This is a genomic window from Bacteroides sp. M10 (assembly GCF_014334015.1).
Lineage (GTDB): Bacteria > Bacteroidota > Bacteroidia > Bacteroidales > Bacteroidaceae > Bacteroides > Bacteroides intestinigallinarum.
The window spans coordinates 1,030,988-1,047,527 of record NZ_CP060488.1 but is presented as its reverse complement, the minus strand read 5'-3'; the positions used below and the strand labels follow the sequence as shown (position 1 = coordinate 1,047,527).

General features: G+C 40.7%; 11 protein-coding genes. 6 read left to right on the top strand and 5 right to left on the bottom strand.

The genetic code is table 11. The annotated features are described in order from the left end of the window. From H8796_RS04055 to H8796_RS04045, 3 genes are read left to right on the top strand one after another with little or no spacing between them, the layout of a single operon-like run. On the top strand, positions 1–3,057 hold the full coding sequence (locus H8796_RS04055) for a TonB-dependent receptor (RefSeq protein WP_117932807.1): 3,057 nt from the start codon (positions 1–3) through the stop codon (positions 3,055–3,057). Between the two features lie 8 nt (positions 3,058–3,065). Beyond that, positions 3,066–5,078: a RagB/SusD family nutrient uptake outer membrane protein gene (locus H8796_RS04050; RefSeq protein WP_117932809.1), complete on the top strand. Its 2,013-nt coding sequence runs from the start codon at positions 3,066–3,068 to the stop codon at positions 5,076–5,078. Between the two features lie 19 nt (positions 5,079–5,097). After that, the gene (locus tag H8796_RS04045; RefSeq protein WP_032845105.1) at positions 5,098–6,084 is read left to right on the top strand and encodes a DUF4973 domain-containing protein; all 987 of its coding nucleotides are present in this window, start codon (positions 5,098–5,100) and stop codon (positions 6,082–6,084) included. A 625-nt stretch (positions 6,085–6,709) separates the two neighbouring features. On the opposite strand, the gene H8796_RS04040 is transcribed toward H8796_RS04045, so the two are convergent. The 5 genes from H8796_RS04040 to xerD all read right to left on the bottom strand — a co-directional run bounded on the left by H8796_RS04040 (position 6,710) and on the right by xerD (position 13,885). Continuing rightward, positions 6,710–8,263, bottom strand: coding sequence for a HAMP domain-containing sensor histidine kinase (locus H8796_RS04040; RefSeq protein WP_117932811.1), 1,554 nt, complete (start codon positions 8,261–8,263; stop codon positions 6,710–6,712). A gap of 97 nt (positions 8,264–8,360) precedes the next feature. Beyond that, complete coding sequence (locus H8796_RS04035; protein ID WP_117971346.1) at positions 8,361–9,899, bottom strand: YifB family Mg chelatase-like AAA ATPase; 1,539 nt, start codon at positions 9,897–9,899, stop codon at positions 8,361–8,363. A 13-nt stretch (positions 9,900–9,912) separates the two neighbouring features. Continuing rightward, positions 9,913–10,983, bottom strand: a complete 1,071-nt coding sequence (locus H8796_RS04030) for a TlpA disulfide reductase family protein (RefSeq protein ID WP_117932817.1) — start codon at positions 10,981–10,983, stop codon at positions 9,913–9,915. Positions 10,984–11,095: 112 nt separating this feature from the next. After that, on the bottom strand, positions 11,096–12,790 hold the full coding sequence (locus H8796_RS04025; protein ID WP_175353129.1) for a tetratricopeptide repeat protein: 1,695 nt from the start codon (positions 12,788–12,790) through the stop codon (positions 11,096–11,098). Between the two features lie 135 nt (positions 12,791–12,925). Then, the gene (gene xerD, locus H8796_RS04020) at positions 12,926–13,885 is read right to left on the bottom strand and encodes a site-specific tyrosine recombinase XerD (protein WP_117932821.1); all 960 of its coding nucleotides are present in this window, start codon (positions 13,883–13,885) and stop codon (positions 12,926–12,928) included. 73 nt (positions 13,886–13,958) lie between these two features. Here xerD and aroQ point away from each other — a divergent pair, with 73 nt between their 5' ends. The 3 genes from aroQ to H8796_RS04005 are packed head-to-tail and all read left to right on the top strand — an operon-like array spanning position 13,959 to position 16,531. Further along, entirely contained in the window at positions 13,959–14,378 is a 420-nt protein-coding gene (gene aroQ / locus H8796_RS04015) for a type II 3-dehydroquinate dehydratase (protein WP_117932823.1), read from the top strand. A 38-nt stretch (positions 14,379–14,416) separates the two neighbouring features. Then, complete coding sequence (pyk, locus tag H8796_RS04010) at positions 14,417–15,874, top strand: pyruvate kinase (RefSeq protein WP_117932825.1); 1,458 nt, start codon at positions 14,417–14,419, stop codon at positions 15,872–15,874. Positions 15,875–15,892: 18 nt separating this feature from the next. Continuing rightward, positions 15,893–16,531, top strand: a complete 639-nt coding sequence (locus H8796_RS04005) for an O-methyltransferase (protein WP_117932827.1) — start codon at positions 15,893–15,895, stop codon at positions 16,529–16,531. The last annotated feature ends 9 nt before the right edge of the window (positions 16,532–16,540 follow it).

Sequence of the window (16,540 nt, the reverse complement as noted above, 5' to 3'; positions counted from 1 at the left end):
ATGAGGAAATTTTTATTTATGATATTATTATTGACAACAGGTTACGTCATTGATATGTATGCCCAGAGTCAGACGATAGAGGTAACCGGTATGGTCAGAGATGCCGAAAAGATACCTTTGGCTGGAGTCAATATTTCGGTAAAGAATGTTGCAGGTTTGGGAGTTATCACCAACATTGATGGTGAGTATAAGATTAAAATAGCTCCTTACAGTACGCTGATCTTTTCTTATATAGGATTTGAAACACAAGAAGTCCTGATAAAGGATAATATGAGTAAGGTTGATGTCACATTACGCGAATCTTCTGCGAGTGTGATCGATGAAGTGGTTATCACTGGTACAGGTGCTCAAAAGAAGATAACAATGACAGGTGCAGTTTCTACGGTAGATGTGGATGTGTTGAAGTCATCTCCTACTTCAAGTCTGGTAAATGCATTGGCAGGAAATGTTCCTGGTGTGTTGGCAAGGCAGACTTCCGGTAGACCGGGAGCCAATATGTCGGAATTCTGGATTCGTGGTATTTCTACTTTTGGGGCAGGCTCCGGAGCATTGGTTTTGGTAGATGGATTCGAACGTAGTCTGAATGAAGTCAATGTGGAAGATATTGAGTCGTTCTCCGTATTGAAGGATGCTTCGGCTACAGCAATTTATGGTAGTCGTGGTGCAAATGGCGTAGTGTTGATTACTACTAAAAGAGGTAAGGCTGGTAAAATTAATATCAATGCAAAAGTGGAAACTTCTTATAATACACGTACCATGACTCCTGACTTTGTAGATGGTTATACTTACGCTACCATGCTGAACGAATCACGTACAACTCGTTCTCAACAGCCGATGTATTCTCAAGATGAGTTGAGACTGATTCAGACAGGACTGGATCCGGATTTGTATCCGAATGTAGACTGGATGGATGTATTGTTAAGAGACGGTGCAATGACTTATCGTGCTAATCTTGATATAAGTGGCGGTGGCTCTGTGGCACGCTACTTTGTGTCAGCAAGCTATGTTAGCGAGGGAGGTATGTATAAGACAGACGATAAGTTGAAAGATTATAATACAAATGCCAATTATCAGCGTTGGAACTATCGTATGAATGTAGATTTTGACGTTACAAAGACCACCATGGTGACGGTAGGTGTTTCAGGCTGGCTTTCTACTCAGAATGATCCGGGACTTGGTTCTGATGCATTGTGGAAGTCTGTAATGGGACAGACACCTATTAATATGCCGGTGATTTTTTCGAACGGAAGAATTCCGGCCGCTGGAACGAGTGAACGTACTAATCCATGGGTAATTGCTACACAAACCGGTTATTATGAGGAGTGGCAGAACGTAATTCAAACGAATGCAACTTTGGATCAGAAATTGGATTTTATAACGAAAGGTTTGAAGTTTACCGGACGTTTTGGATTTGATACTTATAACAATAACTATCGTAATCATAAGCAGTGGCCTGAACAATGGCAAGCCGAACGTCAGCGAGATTCTAACGGGGAAATCGTTTTCAAAAAAGTGGCAGAGAAACAGCTGATGTTTCATGAGTCTTCTGCTTCAGGTAACCGTAGGCAGTTTTTGGAGGCTATTCTGCAATATGACCGCCGATTCGGCGATCATTCGGTGGGCGGTACGTTGAAATATACTCAGGATGAATATGTCAACACACAAAGTACAGCCGGCTATGATTGGCTACCTAATAGACACATGGGACTTGCTGGTCGTGTTACCTATGGATGGAAATATCGCTATATGGTTGATTTCAACTTTGGTTACAATGGTTCAGAAAATTTTGCCCCAGGCAACCAGTTTGGCTTCTTTCCTGCATACTCAGTAGCATGGAATATTGCGGAAGAACCTATTATTAAGAAGAATCTGAAATGGATGAATATGTTTAAGCTTCGTTATTCTTATGGTAAGGTAGGTAGTGACAATATTGGAACTCGTTTCCCTTATCTGGAGCTTTTTGAAAGTAGAAATCCTTATAATTGGGGAGATTACAATACTCCTAATGTGGATAATGGACAGATTTATAAGCAGATATCTTCTTCTGGTGTGACATGGGAGATTGCTACTAAGCATGATATAGGTGTTGATTTTTCGTTATGGGATGACAGGTTTACTGGTACTGTAGATTACTTTCATGAAACACGTGATGGAATCTTTATGCAGCGTCAAAGTTTGCCAGGAACTTTAGGTTTGAGTTATCTTACACCTAGTGCGAATGTAGGTAAGGTACGTTCTACCGGTTTTGATGGAAATGTGGCTTTCAAACAGGATATAGGCAATGTCAGTCTGACTGTACGCGGTAATTTCACTTATAGTAATAATAAGATTCTGGCTGCTGACGAGGCAAATAGCGCATATCCTTATATACGTGATACAGGGTATCGTGTCAATCAAGCGAAAGGTCTGATAGCTCTTGGCTTATTTAAGGATTATGATGATATACGTAACAGTCCTCAACAAACAGAATGGGGAACAGTAATGCCTGGTGATATTAAATATAAAGATGTGAACAGTGATGGCGTGATTAATGATAGTGATAGGGTACCTATTGGTTCTACAACCCGTCCGAATTTGATTTACGGCTTTGGTATGTCTGCTACATGGAAAGGGTTCGATGTGAATCTACATTTCCAAGGTGCTGGTAAATCCTCTTTCTTTATTGATGGTTTTGGAGTCAGACCATTTAGTGGTGGTGACTGGGGTAACATTCTTACGGATGTAGTAGGAAACTACTGGAGTCTTGGCACGAATGAGAATCCTGATGCCAAATATCCTCGTTTGACTTGGCAGAATAACAGTAACAATAACCGTGAATCGACATATTGGTTACGTGATGGTTCATATCTGCGCCTGAAAACGGTAGAGGTGGGTTATACACTTCCAAAGAACATCAGCCGTGCAATCTTGATGAATAATGTACGCATCTTCTTTATCGGGACAAATCTGTTAACATTCTCTAAGTTCAAATTATGGGATCCTGAAATGGGGAGCTCTAACGGGCAGCAGTATCCATTGTCTAAAATGCTCACTTTAGGTTTAACTGTTAATATATAATACGAAATATGAAAAAGAAACATATATTGTTTTCCACCATTATCAGTATGGGAATGATGGTTTCCTCTTGTTCAGATTATTTGAGTGTGGAGGGGAAATTGGGAGAAAATACCCAAAGTTTGGAAAATATATTCGAAAATAAAGAATGGTCGGAACAATGGTTGGCGACTGCATACGCTTGGCTGACATGGAGTAACATCGATATTGGTTCGAAAGATAACTGTATCACTAACTTTTCTGACGATATGTGTTATAGCGACCGTAATCTTGAATATCGTGTATTCAAATATTGTGAATATGATGAGAATTGGAAACAAGACTCCTGGGCACAAGCTTATGATGGTATCCGTCATGCCTCGATTTTTATTCATAATATTGACAGAAATAAAGAAATGACTCCGGATGAAATTGTTGATTATAAGGCACAGGCTCGTTTTGTACGCGCTTATTTCTACTGGAAGTTGTTGCAAAAGTATGGGCCTATACCAATTATACCTAATGATGGTGTGATGGACTATAATGCTGCTTATGAGGATCTTTATATCCCACGTAGTACGTATGACGATTGTGTCAACTACATTGCAGAGGAAATGAAGCTTGCAGCGAAAGACCTACCATTGAAACGTGATACACGTAATATGGCACGTCCTACTCGCGGAGCAGCTTTGGCAACTCGCGCAAAAGCATTGCTTTATGCTGCCAGCCCTCTCAATAATCCGCGTCCAACCGATACTGAACGTTTCACGGATTTGGTGGATGATGAAGGACGCTATCTGATGGCTCAAGAATACAATGAAGAAAAGTGGGCAAAGGCAGCAGCGGCTGCTCGTGATGTGGTAGAACTTGGTCGTAAGGGTGTGTATGAGCTACATACAGTTTCAGCTCACTCTACTGGTACAATTGATAACCCGGCAACGATTGCTCCTCCTACGCATGCGGTATATTCTCATGCGGATTTTCCTGCAGGATGGCGGAATATTGACCCGTTACAGTCCTACGAGACACTTTTTAATGGGGTGATTTTTCCTTCGGAAAACAAAGAGATGATTTTTACAACCGGACAGAACAACGGAGATATCAATACGATGATTCAGCATCAGATGCCAATTGCATTCGGAGGTTATAATTGTCATGCTATGACAGGTAAGCAATGTGACGCCTACCAGATGAATACCGGAAAACCTTTTGATAAGACGAAAGACTGGACGGGTGATGAGAATTATGTGAGTGCCGAGGAAGCAGCCAGTGGTGATTGGGCGCCATTAGTGGAAGGTGTAAACAAACAATATGGACATCGTGAACCACGTTTTTATGCTACCGTAGCATACAATGGTTGCTTATGGAATGGTACTAATGCTGTACAGTCGTATGACCGGAATCTAATCATATGGTATTACCGTGGTGAAGAGAGTGGCTGGAGTAACTCAGGTGATCGTTGGTTGGCTACCGGCATTGGGATCAGGAAATTTGTTAGTTCTCGTGACAACTTTAAGACAGAGGGAGGGGTTATCTCAAAGCCTGTGATTGGTATTCGTTATGCTGATGTGCTGTTATGGTATGCCGAGGCATTAAATGAATTAGGTGCGAGTACTTATCAGATTCCTTCATGGGATGGAACTCAGTCTTATGATATTTCACGTGATAAGAATGAAATGAGTTATGCTATTTCCAGAGTTCGTATTCGTGGAGGAGTTCCCGATTTTGGATCAGATGTTTATGAGAATGCTGATGAGTTCCGCAAGCATTTGAAGCATGAGCGACAGATTGAGTTATTTGCAGAAAACAGCCGTTACTTTGATTTGCGCCGTTGGAAGGATGCCGAATATGAGGAGTCGCGGCAGATGTATGGTTGCAATGCATATATGAGTAAAAAAGAAAGAGACTTATTTCATACTCAAGTGATCAATTCGAACTTGCCGACTACTTTTAGCCGCAAAATGTATTTCTGGCCGATTTCTCATGATCAGTTGAGAAGAAACTTACGTCTGACTCAGAACCCAGGATGGACATATTATGATTAACCTTATTAAATGGAAAAATATGAAAAATTATATCGTATATTTTATATTGTTATTAACGCTTGTTCTGACTGGTGCATGTAACAATGAATGGGTGGAAGAAGTGTATGTGCAAAATGTCGGATTGAAAGCCCCTGTCAATAGTAAGGGAGTGACTGATGTATATTTGCGTTACCGAGCGAACGGTGAAGTGACTTATCGGCTGCCAGTGATTGTGGGTGGCTCTACTATGAATGAAAGAGATCTGGATGTTGCTATTGATGTGGATCCGGATACATTGATTGGTTTGAATGAAGCTCGCTGGAAGCAACGTGAAGATTTGTATTTCCAATTGTTGGATAAGAAACACTATGAGTTTGCCTCTCCTACTTGTCATATTCCGGCTGGTGAATGTCAAGGTTTGTTTGATATTAAATTCAAATTTAACGGACTGGATCTTGTTGATAAATGGGTACTTCCATTGACTATTTTAGATGGTGACTCGTATGATGCGAATCCACGTAAGAATTATCGTAAAGCACTTCTCCGTGTAATGCCGTTTAATGATTATTCGGGTTCTTATGGGGCCAATAATATGTTTGTATATATGATGGATAATACGAGTGCTATGGTTTCAAGTACACGTACCTTGCATGTAGTCAGTGAGAACCAATGTTTTTTCTATGCAGGAATCATTAGTGAAGAATTGAAGGATAGAGATAAATACAAGATCGTGTTGACCTTTAATGAAGATGGAACGTTGACAGCTGAACCTGCTGATCCGACTAATGCCATGAACTTCCAGCTCATAGGAGATGCACCTACTTATACGACTAGTATGTCTTTGGATGAAGTAACTCCTTATTTGGAGCATCATTTCACGACGATTTATATGTCATATACGTATGATGATGTGACAACGTATGAAGATAAAGATATCGTTGTACCTTGTCGCGCTGAAGGTAGTATGTTGATGGAACGAAAAGTTAATAGCTTGATTCCTGATACAGACCAAGCTATTCAGTGGTAAAAATGGAGGTGTGCTACAAGAGTAAGAACTTGTTGGCTGATATCTATTGATACAAAATATTGTGAGATGATATTCCGTAGAATAAAGCGGAAAGTCAGTTTATAAATAGAGAGAAGGTTATCTTATTATATATAAGGTAGCTTTCTCTTTGTTTTTCTCAGCAGAAATTCAATAGGTTCTTGACAAATGCTTTTAAATGTTGTATCTTTGTAGTATGAGTGTGGGCATCCACTTGAATAATTAACAGATAAAAGAAGATGAAATTAATGACTTAAATGGTATAATATTATAACAAATTCGGACGTGTTTCCTGATAAATATCAGGAATGGTGTATCGAATATAGGCAAAAAGGCTGCAAATTTTATGAAATTTGCAGCCTTTTTGTTGTAAAAGATGGATTTGAAAACTCGGAAATTCGATCGCAGAGTTTCTAATAAACTCAGATACCGTTTATAATAAACTACTCAAAAGTTTATTAAAAACGTGAGATCCGTTTATATAGAAAATTGTTCATATTTTTATATGTTCTCAAGTTTGCGTTTAGAATATTCTTGGTTAAAGGTAACTATACTTAACAGACCAGAGAGTAATCAAATGAGACAACAGCTTTCCTGTTGGCTAAATTTATACGTGAAGCTCCAGAACAAACCGTGCTCCTTTCGTATAATTCGTATCCAGTGTCAGGCTTCCGTTCATCTTGGCAGCAATCAGTGAACAGATTGGTAATCCTAGTCCATCTCCTGTAGTCAGGTCTTTTACTTCTGTGAAAGGCTTAAAGAGATTTTCCTGTTGCTCTGCCGGAATTCCTGTTCCTGTATCCGTAACGATGAATTGGTGCGTGTGCGCTCCCCGTTTCTTGAATTCGAGACTGATACGACCCTGGTCAGTGTAGAAAGCGGCATTTTTCAGTAAATAGAGAAGAATACGTTCCAACTGTTCCTTGTTTGTCTTTACCTGAAGTTTTGGTGCATTGACTGAAGATGTGACATCCAGTTTTATGTGTTCTTTGGCTTTATCCATCACATTCTCACAAAAAGTCCCCACGTTGATTTCGCTTAGTTCATAGAACTCGGTTAATGAGTTCTCCAGTGATGACAGTTCTTGAATATCATCGCTGAATTTCTTCAAAGCAGCAACTTGTCCCTGCATTTGGGCAGCTTCTTGAGGAGCTTTCTGTGACAGTTCTTCGGCTGAAGTAGCCAGCGTATTCAGGGTAGGCTCCATTTGGGAAGATATATTCTGTATGAATTTGGTTTTTAGTTCATTGTGTTCATTGGCAATTTTCACGCTTTTCTTTAATTTACGATTGCCGGCGATGAATCGCAGCAATATCACAGCCAGTATTGCCAGACCGGCTACCAATATAACCACTAGCACACAGAGACCTATGATAATATACTGCTTGGCAGATAGTGAGTCGTCTTTTTCCTGTATGGTCAGTTGGCTTTCGTCATATTTTCTCTTCAGTACATTTAGTTCATCCTGTGCGGTTAATGCTTTTACAGAGTCTGTCCAGACAATGAAGCTTTCGTAAGTGCGTTCCATCAGTGGAGCATTGTTGCCTTTCCGTGCAATACTGATAAGGTTTTTGTAGCAATCGCTCACCTTGGCATAGTCTTTCTTTTCTTTATATTGGTTGATAAGTTTGCGGAAACAGGCATCACCTTGTGTGTTTTGGTTGAAAGTATAATAATAGTTGGCTTTTGTATACAGCAGTACCTCCGTTAGGGAGTCGTTCTTTGCAAGATTAGCTGTTTCTTCCAATTTATCCAACTGTGTCTTTGCCTGTGCGGGGTTTTTCAGTGCGGTGTACATCTGCAATCGTTCCTTATTGATAAGGAAACGCAGGTCATAAAAGACTTTCTTTTTATTCTGTTCTCCGGTCCATAGAAGCTGCTCCATGTCACGGCAAAGCTCGAATCCCTCTTTATAGAAATTCTCTCTGACATATAAAGCATTGGCCTGAACACCACATTCTATTGCCTGTGGATAGTTTTCGCGGGCGGCAAATGCTTCGTATGCTTTTTTGAATAAATAGCGTGCTTTGATATAATCTTTCTGTTTAAGGCTGCTCTGCGCTTGTTCTTTTAGTTCTGTGGCTCTGTCTTGGGGAGTTTGCGCATAAGTCAGTATGCTGAAACAGAATATTATCAGGAGACTTGTTATGGATGTTTTCATATTATTGCTTATTTGTTTGTCACAAATGTAAAACAAATATATGAAAAAAGGTAGCGTTCGCGGTGAAATAATTTTTATCTGTTTATATTCACTGTGATTATCCTGCCCAGTTCTCCCTGTCGAGATTCCGATAACTGATGGCTTCTGCCAGGTGGCTGGAAAGTATTTGCTCTGTTTCCTCCAGATCGGCAATGGTGCGGGCTACTTTTAAAATCCGGTCATAGGCACGGGCAGATAAATTGAGCCGTTCCATGGCATTTTTTAATAACACAAGCCCTTTATCGTCCGGTTGGGCATACGTTGCCAGCAATCTGCTGTTCATCTGTGCATTGCAATAAATACCCGTACATTCGGCATACCGTTTCTCTTGTATCTGACGCGCCTTTATTACTCGTTGCCGGATGATATTGCTCGACTCTCCCTGTCTTTGATCGGATATCTTGTCAAAGGGTACGGGAACTATTTCTATTTGAATGTCTATACGGTCTAATAACGGACCGGATATCTTATTCAGGTATTTTTGTACTTGTCCGGGACTGCATACGCATGCTTTTGTCGGATGATTGTAATATCCACATGGACATGGGTTCATAGATGCGATAAGCATCAGGTTTGCCGGGTAACTAATGGTGCTTTTGACACGGGAAATGGTGATGTGCCGATCTTCAAGCGGTTGGCGCAATACTTCCAGTACGCCTCTGTTAAACTCAGGTAACTCGTCTAGAAATAAAATCCCATTATGTGCCAGACTGATTTCTCCCGGCTGCGGGAAACTTCCTCCACCAACCATTGCTACTTGTGAAATCGTATGATGTGGGTCGCGAAACGGACGTTGGGTAATTAATGAGGACCCGCGTTGCAGTTTTCCGGCAACCGAGTGTATCTTGGTTGTTTCCAGGCTTTCCCCTAATGAAAGAGGGGGAAGAATGGACGGGAGCCGTTTAGCCATCATTGATTTACCGCTACCTGGTGCACCTATCATGATTAAGTTGTGTCCTCCGGCTGCTGCAACTTCCAAGGCTCTTTTCACATTCTCTTGACCTTTTACGTCTGCAAAGTCCAGGTCACTATGATTCTGTTGTTGATAGAATTCTTCCCGGGTATTGACAATCGTTGGCTCCAGTTCGCGTTCGTTGTTGAAAAACTCGATGACTTCTTTGATATTACTGACTCCGTATACTTTTAACTGATTGACAACGGCGGCTTCCCGTGCATTTTGTTGGGGGATGATAAGTCCTTCGAACCCGTCTTCACGGGCTTTGATGGCGATAGGGAGCGCTCCTTTGATGGGCTGGATACTTCCGTCCAGACTTAGCTCACCCATAAGTAAATAGCGGGAGAATTTCTCGGAAGAGATTGTTTCGCTGGCTCCGAGTAGTCCGATGGCAAGCGGTAAGTCATAGGCCGAACCTTCTTTGCGAATGTCAGCCGGTGCCATGTTGACTACTATATTGCTTGTGGGCATTTTATAGCCATTCACCTGCAATGCGGAGATAATGCGTTGATGGCTTTCTTTGACCGCAGAATCCGGAAGGCCGACGAGGTAAAACATACAGCCGCGCGAGCTGTTGACTTCGATTGTGATGAGTGTTGCATCAATCCCTTGAACAGCCGCTCCGAAAACTTTGATTAACACGTTTGCTTACAGGTTATTTTTTCTTTTTATTGTCTTGTTTTTCCTTTTCTTCAGCTGCTGTGACTACTTCTTCAATTTTCTTTTTCAGCTGCTCTCCTTTGAGGTTTTTTGCCAGAATCTTGCCGTCTGCTGCTAAAAGAATGTTACTGGGAACTTGTTTGATAGCATATTGTTTGGCAACTTCGGAATTCAATCCACCGAAATCACAAACTTGTTCCCAATTTAGTGTATCGCGTTTAATAGCATCCTGCCACTCTTTCTTGTCCATATCAAAGGAGACTCCGAGCATAGCGATGTGTTTGTTCTTTTTGTACTTTTTATAAAGTTCTTTTAATTCGCTGTTGCTTTGATGATTGGAGATACTATCTGTCCATGAGGCCCAGAAGTTGATTAATAGATTCTTCTTTTTGAAATCTTCGGATGAACGGGTAATTTTCTCTCCTTTTATATTGGGTAGACTGAAAAACGGAGCATATTTGCCTATCTCTGTCTTTTCGGACAAGGAAATAGCTTCGTTCAGTTGCTCGATATATAGCTTGTCTTGAAGTATTCCTGTCATGACTTCAATTAATGTCTTTATCTTGTTGAAATCAGGAGAGTCTTTCTGCACAAAGTATTTATCCAACAGGTAAAGACTGACAAAAGAAGAATGATGTGCCCTGATGAATTCTTCCGCCTTTTGCTCTAAATCTTTTTCGGAAGGGTTGTTTAAACTACCCAGCTCTTTCTGAAAGGCTGTGAACTCTTCATTATATTTATTCCCGTTGATATCCAGAAATTCGAGGTGGTCCACATTTCCTTTTATCTTGATTTGGTTTCCTTTATCGAGGAAGATCGGATATTCTATCTGGTTATCAATCAGCAGATAGGCCGAAGTTATGGTGTCTATGGAGGTGGTGTAAGAGAATTTGTCTCCTTTCGCGAAAATAGTATCTATCCGATCAAAGGATTCGTCCATTCCGTACAGGTAGAGCGTATCTGTACCCAGTCCCTTGATTTCCCCGGTTATGCTTGTTTTCTTAGAAGATTTGCCACAACCGCACAGACAGATGATTATAAGGATTAAAATGCTGCTCTTTTTCATTGCTTTGAATTCTTTTCTGCGAAAGTACGGTTTTTACGGATAAAAAAAAAGAATTGCCCGTCATTTATAATGACAGGCAATTCTTAATATTTAAAATAGAGTGGTAATTCTCTTATTTAACGATGCTCATGAAATCTGCATTTGTGAAGTATTTTGCAAATTCCAGGTCAGTAGCTGCTTTCTTAGCTAATGAAGAATCTTTAGCAACTGCGCTCTTCAAGCTGCTTGTTACCATAGAAGAATTGTTAGTTCTAGCACCTAAAACTGCCATCAGGTAGTCAGTGTAAGCATCCGGTCTTGTTACGTTAGCCAATGTGTTTTTAGCTTTGTTGTAGTCCTTAGCAAGGATTTGAGCCAAAGCAGCACTGTTAGTCTTAGAGTCACCGAATGAGTTAACTGCTCTTTCATATTGACCTTGAGCGATGTACAGGTTACCCATAGATTCGCCAAGTTCTTTTGTTCCGGCAGCTTTACCGAAGTATGCTTCTGCAGCAGTTTTGTCACCCTTCATCAAAGAGATCAAACCTAAGTTCATGTTAACTTCAGGAGTAGCATTAACGCTGGCAGCTTTCTTGAAGTAAGATTCAGCTTTGTCAATGTTACCAGCCTGGTAAGCTAATTTACCCAAGTTGTTGTAACCACGGTAATCGTTCGGGAATTGTTTTGTAGCTTGAGTATAGATAGCTTCTTGTTTAGCAGGATCGCTAGTCAGTGTAGCAGCATACAGCAATTCTTCTACATTCAGTTCAGAAGGATTAGAAGAAGCCAGTTTAGTGATTTCTTCGTCAGACTTACCGATGATTTCATAGTTCAAAGTCAAACGAGAACGACGCAACTGAGGAAGAATAGTGTTAGCCAATTCTTTGTATACAGCAGAGATGTTTTTGATTTCGCTTTCTCTTTGAGCAGGATCTTGGTACATTGCAATAACGCGGAGGATCAACTCTTTGTCTTGGATGTTAGATTTAGAAACTAATTCTTGGAAACCTTCCCAGTCCTGTGCAGTATATTTAGCATCGATCGGAGCATCGATTTTTGCTTTCTTCAGGTCTTTGCTCAACAGCTTAGTTGTGTTGTCTTCGCGGTTTTCAGCAAGAGTTGTATTCAAGCTTACACCACCATCAGGAGAAGCGTATGCAGAAACTTCAATGTTGCTGATCTTTTTGTTAGCAGCTTCGTTTACGTTAGCTACTTCTTTGTTGAATTCTTTAGCAGTCTTCAATTCGCTAGAACGAATGTTAGCCTGTTGGATCAAGAACATGATGTTAGCATCGTGTTTTTCTTTGATGATACGTTGGAAAGCGTCTTCGCCCAATGCAGGGTTAGCGTTACCTAATGTATTGTTTACTAATTCAGAAGTAGAAATTACACCATCAGCAATTTTCACAGCAGGAATAGTAACTACTTTCTTACCAATAGTAGCTTTGAATTCCAGGTACAATTCAGACTTAGCCATTTCCGGAACATAGTCAAAAGAAGTTTTCATAGTGTAGCTACCGCCCATCTTGTAAGAGATAGTCTGGTCGTTACCTTCCACTTTTTCACCTTGGAAAGTAGCTGGTTGGCCTTTAGCTTCGCCGCCATTCCATTTCAAAACCGGAGTAACTTCTACAACCGCTTTCTTGTTGAAATACTTTTCAGGAAATTTACCATTGATGGTCGCAGGAACTTTACCACCTACTGCCTCCAGCACTTGCGGAGTAACAGTGAAGTAATCAGCTGATAATTCACCCATTTTTTTGCTGCAAGAAGAGAATAATGCAACAACCATTGCCATGAGTAAAGGCAAGTACAACTTCTTAGTCATTTTAGGTATAAATTAAATGTTTGTAATTGAAATATCGTCTATTTGCCAACCTCCTTCTGCTCGCACAGAAAAAGTAACGCAAAGATATTAATTCTTAATATAATTATATAGATACAGGGGCGATTTTATCATAATTTAATGAAATAACCCCTCTTTTTCTTTCCGGTACTTGATATTTCGTGGATGATGCTCAATAATCTCACTACGAAGCATATTACGGTCAATGTGTGTGTAGATTTCCGTTGTCGCGATAGACTCATGTCCGAGCATGCATTGAATGGCTCGCAAATTGGCTCCACCTTCCAGTAAATGAGTGGCGAAGGAATGTCGGAAAGTATGCGGACTGATGTTTTTGGTAATGCCTGCTTTTTCCGCTAATTCTTTTATCATGTGAAAGATCATAATCCGGGAAAGTCCTTTACCTCTCCGCTGGCTGACAAAAACGAAATCCTCATGCCCTTTTTTTACTTCAATTTGATTACGGTCTGGTATGTAAAGTTTTATTTCATTAATGGCTCGTGGAGAGATGGGGACGAGGCGCTGTTTGCTTCCTTTTCCTTCTACTTTGATAAAGCCTTCATCAAAATAAAGGTCGGACAACTTGAGTGTGACAAGTTCCGATACGCGAAGTCCGCAACTGTATAATGTCTCTAAAATAGCTCTGTTTCGCTGTCCTTCGGTTTTGCTGCGGTCAACGGCAGAGATAATCCGGTCAATTTCCTCCACAGTCAGTACTTCAGGAAGTTTAAAGCCTATTTTAGGTCCTTCTAATAACTCACTGGGGTCTGCTTCCAAGTAGTCTTCAATGATGAGAAAACGGAAGAATGATTTGATTCCTGATAAGATGCGGGCCTGTGAACGAGGGTGAATGCCAATATCGTGTAATCCGGCTGCAAAATGTTGAAGATCAGATAAACATACGTCTAGTATCTCTACCTTTTCCTGCTTCAAAAAACTCATCAGTTTGTCCAGATCCGTAAGATAGGCATCCAGCGTATTAGGAGATAAAGACTTTTCCAGTTTGAGATACTGCTGATACTTCCTGATTATCACCTCTTGTTGTTCCTTCTTCTTCTTTTTTTCGTTGATTTCCATTTCTTTTTTCTACCTTTGCACCTTGAAATATTGTTCTTTGGATACAAAGGTATATAAAAAACAGGATTGCGCGATGAAGATACAAATTATTAATGGCCCGAATATTAATCTGTTGGGTAAGCGTGAACCTTCCATTTACGGAAGCGTTACATTTGAAGATTACTTGGTTGATCTTCGCAAAAGATACGTTGACGTGGAGATCGACTATTTTCAATCGAATATTGAGGGTGAAATGATAGACTGCATACAGCAGGTGGGATTTGATGTGGATGGCATCATTCTGAATGCAGGTGCGTATACACATACTTCCATAGCTTTGCAGGATGCTATTCGCTCTGTGACGTCTCCGGTGATTGAAGTACATATTTCCAATGTGCATAGTCGGGAGCCTTTCCGACATGTGTCGATGATTGCTTGTGCCTGCAAGGGAGTGATTTGTGGCTTTGGGTTGAATTCGTACCGTTTGGCCTTGGAAGCTTTGTTAGATAGATAATAAATAAGGTAATATAAAATATAATAGGTAGAAAGACTATGTTATTGAAACAGACTAAAATTGTGGCTTCCATCTCGGATAGACGTTGCGATGTGGATTTTATAAAACAGTTGTTTGAAGCTGGGATGAATGTGGTGCGTATGAATACAGCGCACGCTAGCCGTGAAGGTTTTGAAGCTTTGATTGCAAATGTACGTGCTGTATCCAACCGTATTGCGATCTTGATGGATACAAAAGGTCCGGAAGTTCGTACGACGGCTAATGCAGAACCAATTCCATATAAGACAGGTGATAAAGTAAAGATTGTAGGTAATCCGGATTTGGAGACAACCCGTGAATGTATCGCTGTTTCATACCCAAACTTTGTGGCCGATCTAAATATCGGTGGTATGATCCTGATTGATGATGGTGATCTGGAACTGGAAGTTATTGATAAGACTAACGATTATTTGTTGTGTGAAGTCAAGAACGATGCTACTTTGGGAAGCCGTAAGAGTGTAAATGTTCCGGGTGTTCGCATTAATCTTCCTTCATTAACGGAAAAAGACCGTAACAATATCCTTTACGCTATTGAAAAGGATATTGATTTTATCGCTCATTCTTTTGTACGCAATCGTCAGGATGTGCTTGATATTCGTGAAATTCTGGATGCTCATAATAGTGATATTAAGATTATTGCTAAGATTGAGAATCAGGAAGGAGTAGATAATATCGATGAAATTCTGGAAGTGGCAGATGGTGTAATGGTGGCCCGTGGTGACTTGGGTATTGAAGTTCCACAGGAACGTATCCCGGGAATCCAGCGTGTATTGATTCGCAAATGTATTTTGGCAAAGAAGCCGGTAATCGTTGCTACTCAGATGCTCCACACGATGATAAGTAACCCTCGTCCGACTCGTGCGGAAGTGACTGATATTGCTAATGCAATCTACTATCGTACAGATGCATTGATGTTGAGTGGGGAAACTGCTTATGGTAAGTATCCGGTAGAGGCAGTGAGGACAATGACTAAGATTGCTGCCCAGGCTGAAAAAGATAAATTGGAGGAAAATGATATCCGTATTCCATTGGATGAGAATAGTAATGATGTTACGGCATTCCTTGCTAAACAGGCAGTGAAGGCTACTTCTAAACTAAAAATACGTGCCATTATTACTGATAGCTATAGCGGACGTACTGCCCGCAATCTGGCAGCTTTCCGTGGAAAATATCCGGTGTTGGCTATTTGTTATAAAGAAAAGACGATGCGTCATTTGGCTTTGTCTTATGGTGTGGAAGCTATCTATATGCCGGAATTGGCTAACGGACAGGAGTATTACTTTGCAGCATTGCGCCGTTTGTTGAAAGAAGGTCGTTTACAGCCTTCTGATATGGTTGGTTATTTGAGTAGTGGTAAGGCGGGAACGAAAACATCATTCCTTGAAATTAATGTAGTGGAAGATGCATTGGAGCATGCAGGGCAGACTGTATTGCCTAATAACAACCGCTATCTGTAATTTGTAAGAGCTAGTTTTATGCAGGAAACCGAATCGATAGACGAATATATTTTGCAGCATATTGATCCCGAGAGCGATTATTTAAAATCGCTCTACCGGGATACACATGTAAAACTGCTCCGTCCTCGTATGGCTTCCGGGCATTTGCAGGGACGGATGCTGAAAATGTTTGTAGAAATGATTCGGCCCCGTCAGATATTGGAAATAGGAACGTATAGTGGCTATTCTGCCCTTTGTTTGGCGGAAGGTCTGGCCGAAGGTGGAATGTTGCATACGTTTGAGATCAATGATGAACAAGAGGATTTTACCCGTCCATGGTTGGAAAAATCACCATTTGCCGATAAAATTCGTTTTTATATAGGTGATGCTTTAGAACTTGTTCCGCGTTTAGGTGTTACCTTTGATATGGCTTTTATTGATGGTGATAAGCGTAAGTACATTGAATATTACGAGATGACGTTGGCGCATCTATCTGCAGGCGGATATATCATTGCTGATAATACTTTGTGGGACGGTCATGTTCTCGAACAGCCTCGCAACACGGATGCACAGACGATTGGTATTAAAGCCTTCAATGATTTGGTGGCGGAAGATGTGCGAGTGGAAAAAGTGATATTGCCTTTACGTGACGGGTTAACGATTATAAGAAAAAAGTAAGATAAAAGA